We start from the raw sequence: 5,728 nt of genomic DNA, 5'->3' as shown, positions 1-5,728 counted from the left end.
GGGGACCACCGACACCTGGCAGACGGCTCGGCCCTACGAGGGTGCGGAGGAGTTCTATCTGCATCCCAACACCCGGGTGGGGAGCGATTCGGACAACGCCTCGGTCGACTCGGACCTGTCGGAGCCGGCGCACGAGCGTGAGGGGACCACCGACACCTGGCAGACGGCTCGGCCCTACGAGGGTCCGGAGGAGTTCTATCTGCATCCCAACACCAGGGTGGGGAGCGATTCGGACAACCGCTCGGTCGACTCGGACCTGTCGGACTCCGGGAGCGAGCTGTCCGAGGACTCCTGGGTGCACGTCCCGCCGCCGGTCCAGCAGCCGGTGCCGCCGGTCCAGCCGCCGGGCCCGAACCCGCCGCTGCCGCCGAACGCGGCCGACGGGCCGCCTCGGATCGAGGAGCCGGAGCCCATGGAGAGCCTGGAGGACAGCGTCTTCAGCGCCCTGACCCAGCTGTTGGGCGGCGGTGGTGGGCAGCCGTGAACCGCCGGGCCGGGTCCGGCCGTAGGAACGGAGTAGGAGCACCCGAAGTCCAGTCGACGGGGTGGTCCTGTCGACTGGGACTGCATGCGAGGCCGGAGGGGCTGCGGTGAGCACGAGTACGGGCGGGAACGGGGCTCGGGGCGGGGCGGCGGGGATCCAGCTGCCGTCGATGGACTGGGAGATGGAGGAGGAGCCGGCCGGGGCGTCGGCACCCGCCGCCGCGGCCGGAGCCGCCGCCGCTGCCGCGGTGGCCGCCCCGGCGACGGCGGAGGCGCCGACCGAGCAGGTCGCCGTGCCGCAGTACGGGCCGGTCACGCCGGTGGTGACCGCCGCGGCGGTGCCGCCGGTCGCGGTCGTCCCCTCGGCCGCGGCCGGGTTCGGCCCGGGCGAGGAGCCCGGGGCGCCGGTCCCCGTCGGGGCCGAGGGCGCGGACGGCGAGGAGCCGGACGAGACGTCCCGTCGGCCCCGGTTCCGGCGGCCCGCGCTGGTCGCCGCCGCCACGGCGGGAGTGGTGCTGATGGGCCTGCCGTTCCTGATCACCGACGGCGCTGACAAGCACGGCGACAACCGGGGCGTGAACCGGGCGGACCCCCAGCTGGTCGACGGACCGGAGATCGACGACGTCCAGCCGCCCGCGCCGACCGACCCGCCCACGACCGGACTCCCGCTCCCGGCGCCCGTCGACCCTCCCGCCACCGGCGACCCCGGAGCGCTCACAGCGCCGCCCGTCGACGGCTCGGGCACCGTTCCCGGGCTCGCCCTCGGCGGTGGCACCGCTGGCACCCCGGCGGTGCCGGGCGGCCAGCCCGCCGGCACGAACGTCCCGGCGGGCAAGGCACCGCAGAGCGGGACCCAGAACGGCACCGGCGGCACCGGTGGCAGTAGCACCGGTGGCAGCAACAGCAAGACGACGCAGCCCGCCGCGGGCCAGCCCGCCGCGCAGCAGCCCGGCGCCGGTCAGCCCGCGCCCCAGCAGCCGGCCCCGGGTCAGCCCGCCCCGCAGCAGCCCGCGCCGGGCCAGCCCGCTCCGCAGCAGCCGGCGCCCCAGCAGCCCGCCCCGCAGCAGCCGGCACCCCAGCAGCCGGCGCCGCAGCAGCCGCCCGCCTCCCAGCCCCCCGTCCAGCCGCCCGCCGCCGCCAAGGCCACCTACAGCGCCATCGGCGGCGGCAACTGCAGCACCGCCTCGGTCGCCTACGCCCAGCACGGCTACTGGGAGCAGGGCTCCACCGGCTGGCTCAGCAGCTCGACCGGCGGGTACACCGGTTCGGGCTGCAACGGCAAGTACGTGTCGATGCCGATGTCCGGCTCGGACAGCAAGGACGACAACGACAACTCGGTGGTCTGGACGTTCTCCACCGCGCCGGTCACGAGCGGCAGTTGCACGATCGCCGTCTACGTGCCCAACAACAGCGACTACAAGCTGGTCGGCGGCAAGCCCGCGTACTACACCGTCCAGAACTCCTCCACCCCGAACTCCGGTGTCATCGGCGACTTCTCGGTCAACCAGACCGGCAGCCGGGGGAGCTGGGTGACCAGCAAGGCGTTCACGGTCTCCGGCGGCAAGATCTCGGTGATGCTGCACTCCCGCGGCCTCGACTGGGCCGGCACCGCCACCGACAAGGCGCACATCGCGGCCTCCGCCGTCAGGGCCGACTGCACGGCCTCCTGACCGGGCCCGCCCCGCGGCCCGCCCCGGGCCCCGCACCGTCCCGACCCGCCCGACCCCGTCCGACCCCGACGACGTACCCATGAAGACCCAGGAGAGGACGGCCATGTCGCGCCATGTGCTGACGGTGTGCCCGGAACAGCGGGGCGGCCCGTACCGCACGATCGGCGACGCGCTCGCGGCGGCCCGCAGCGGAGCGGTGATCTCCGTCCGCCCGGGCCGCTACGAGGAGAACCTGGTCATCACCAAGATGGTCACCATCACCGCCGAGGAGCCGCGCGGCAGCGTCCGGATCACCGCCCGGCGGGGCTGCGTCGTCCAGGTGGTGGCCGAGGCCGTCCAGCTCACCGGCCTGGTCGTGCAGGGCCAGGACGAGGAACTCCCCGCCGTCGACGTGCCCCGGGGGCAGGCCGCGATGTCGGACTGCGAGGTGGTCGGCGCCTCCTGGACGGCCGTCCTGACCCGCCAGCAGGGCTCGCTCGCGATGCGCGACTGCCGGGTCACCAACCCGGCCGGCGCCGGCATCGTCGAGACCTCCACCGGCACCAGCGTGATCGAGGACTGCGTCATCGAGCACCTCGGCACCTCCGCCGTGGTGGTCGGCGAGCGGGCCAACCCGCTGCTGCGCAACTGCGTGCTGCGCGACGCCCGCGGCAACGGCATCTGCGCCAACGGCGAGGCCCGCGGCACCTTCGAGGACTGCGAGATCTCCGTCACCGACAAGCCCGCCGTCGCCCTGGAGGAGCGCTCCACCACCCGGCTGGTGCGCACCGCCGTCCGGGACACCGCGATCGGCGTGTACATCAGCTCCGCGGCCCGGGTGGTGCTGGAGGACTGTGTGGTCAGCGCCACCACCGGCCACGGCATCGCGCTCGCCGCCGGCACCGACCCGGAGCTGCGCCGCTGCTCCACCGCCCGCACCGCCGGGCACGGCATCCACATCACCGGCCGTTCGCGCGGCCACTTCGAGAACTGCGAGGTCGCCGACGCCGAGGGCACCGGCATCTGGGTCGGCGAGCACGCCGGTCCGGTGCTCAAGGGCACGGTGGTGCGCGGCTGCGGCGGGGCCGGTGTCGAACTGGCCGAGGAGAGCGCCGCCGACATCGACCGGCTGGAGATCCGGGACGTCACCGGCCCGGGCCTGTCGATCGGCGGCGGCGCCAACCCCCGGGTGCGGCACCTGACCGTCACCGGCGCGGGCGCCGACGGCGTCGAGGTGCTGCGGGACGGCCGGGGCCGGCTGGAGGGCGTCGAGGTGACCGACGCCGGGCGGGCCGGACTGCGGATCACCGACGGCGCGGACACCTTCGTCGGCGCCGGGGTGGTGCGCGGCGCCAAGGGCTCCGGCGTGGTGGTCGGCAAGGTCGGCCGGGCCGCGCTGCGCGACTGCGAGGTGAGCGGCTCGGGCGAGGACGGCCTGTCGGTCGAGGACGGCGGCGACCTGACCTGCACCCGGGTCCGCAGCCACGGCAACCGCCGCCACGGTGTGCGGATCGGCGCGGGCGGTCGGGCCGCCCTGGCCCAGGTCGACGCGGTGGAGAACATCGGCGACGGGGTGCGGCTCGACTCGGTGGAGGCGGTCCGGCTGACCGGCTGCAAGCTGTCCCGCAACCGGGGCTCCGGCCTGCGGCAGACGGCCGCCAGCGAGCGGCTCGCGGTGGAGCAGCTGACCAGCGAGGAGAACGGCCTGCCGGACGCCCACGGCACCGCCGCGGCCGCCGTCGGCAGCCCGCGCGCCGAGGGCGCCGCCGCCTCCGGCCCGGCCGCCGCCGGGAACGGCGCCCCCGAGCAGGGACCGGAGGCCGGCCGCGCCCCCGCCCCGGCCGCGCCGCCGGGACCGCTGGAGGTGCTGGAGTCGCTGGTCGGCCTGGCCGGTGTCAAGGAGCAGGTCGCCACCCTGGTCAACCTCAACAAGCTGGCCCGCCGCCGCGAACTGGCCGGCATGCCGGCCCTGCCGATGAGCCGCCACCTGGTCTTCGCCGGTCCGCCCGGTACCGGCAAGACCACGGTCGCCCGGCTCTACGGCGCCATCCTCGCGGAGCTGGGCGTGCTGCGCAGCGGGCACCTGACCGAGGTGGCCCGGGCCGACCTGGTCGCCTCGATCATCGGCGGCACCGCGATCAAGACCACCGAGGTGTTCCAGCAGGCGCTCGGCGGCGTGCTGTTCATCGACGAGGCGTACACCCTGTCGGCCGGTTCCGGCGGCTCCGGCCCGGACTTCGGACGGGAGGCGATCGACACCCTGGTCAAGCTGATGGAGGACCACCGCGAGGACGTGGTGGTGATCGTGGCCGGCTACTCCGCCGAGATCACCGAGTTCCTGGCCTCCAACCCCGGTCTCGCCTCCCGGTTCAGCCGGACCGTCGAGTTCGCCAACTACGAGGTCGACGAGCTGGTCACCATCGTCGAGCGGGCCGCCACGAGTCACGGCTACGAGCTCGCCGCGGGCACCGGCGACGCGCTGACGCTGCTCTTCGAGTGGATGCCGCGCGGCGAGGACTTCGGCAACGGCCGCGCGGCCCGCAAGGTCTTCGAGGAGATGGTCGACCGGCAGGCGACCCGGCTGGCGGAGCAGGCCGAGATCAGCGACCAGGACCTCGCCCTGCTCGTCCCCGGGGACGTGGGCGTCGAACTCGAACCGCCGGTGAAGGAGAGCGACGGCACCGAGCCGCTGGCCGAGCTCCAGGCCCTGGTGGGCCTGCCCGCCGCCAAGGAGCAGGTCGAGGACCTGGTGAACCTGATCCGGCAGGTCCGCCGCCGGGAGGAGGCCGGGCTGGCGACCGCCACCATCAGCCACCACCTGGTCTTCGCCGGTCCGCCCGGTACCGGCAAGACCACGGTCGCCCGGCTCTACGGGCGGCTGCTGTCCGAGCTGGGCGTGCTGCCCGGCGGCCAGCTGATCGAGACCGCCCGCTCCGACCTGGTCGGCCGCTACGTCGGCCACACCGCCCAGCTCACCAAGGAGGCCTTCGACCGGGCCCGGGGCGGTGTGCTGTTCGTCGACGAGGCGTACACCCTGACGCCCCGGCACGGGGGCGGCGGGGACTTCGGCCAGGAGGCCGTGGACACCCTGATGAAGCTGATGGAGGACCACCGGGACGAGGTGGTGGTGATCGTGGCCGGCTACGAGGACGAGATGCGGCACTTCCTCTCCTCCAACCCCGGTCTCGCCTCCCGCTTCTCCCGCCAGATCGACTTCGGCCACTACTCCGACGCGGAGATGGTCACCATCGTGCGCAACCACGCGGTCAAGGCCGGGTACGAGTGCGCGCCGCACACGCTGGCCGCGCTGGAGCAGCTGTTCGCGGGAGTCCCGCGCGACCGCACCTTCGGCAACGGCCGCTTCGCGCGGCAGACCCTGGAGGGCATGATCACCCGCCAGGCGGGCCGGCTCAGCCGGCTGGACGTCGCCGACCTCTCGGAGCTGAGCCTGCTGCTGCCCGAGGACATCGCCGCGGACCGCTCCGGCAGCCCGGTGTGAGCACCGGCCGAGGCCGAGACCGAGGCCCCGGGCGGCTGGCCCGCCCCGCCGCCGCGGTGGCGGGCGGCCTGGCGGCGCTCGCCGCCCTCGCCCCGGC

The 5,728-nt window shown here is 75.1% G+C and carries 3 protein-coding genes; all 3 read left to right on the top strand.

What is annotated here, in order from left to right:
* The first annotated feature begins 76 nt into the window (after positions 1-76).
* Entirely contained in the window at positions 77-484 is a 408-nt protein-coding gene (locus IF01_RS0131375; RefSeq protein WP_030396982.1) for a hypothetical protein, read from the top strand.
* A gap of 106 nt (positions 485-590) precedes the next feature.
* On the top strand, positions 591-2,153 hold the full coding sequence (locus tag IF01_RS0131370) for a carbohydrate-binding protein (protein ID WP_157855399.1): 1,563 nt from the start codon (positions 591-593) through the stop codon (positions 2,151-2,153).
* Positions 2,154-2,256: 103 nt separating this feature from the next.
* The gene (locus IF01_RS0131365; protein WP_030396980.1) at positions 2,257-5,631 is read left to right on the top strand and encodes a right-handed parallel beta-helix repeat-containing protein; all 3,375 of its coding nucleotides are present in this window, start codon (positions 2,257-2,259) and stop codon (positions 5,629-5,631) included.
* Positions 5,632-5,728: the final 97 nt, after the last annotated feature.

The sequence above is a fragment of the Kitasatospora purpeofusca genome (assembly GCF_000718025.1).
Lineage (GTDB): Bacteria > Actinomycetota > Actinomycetes > Streptomycetales > Streptomycetaceae > Kitasatospora > Kitasatospora purpeofusca.
This window is presented reverse-complemented; position numbering and strand designations above follow the sequence as displayed.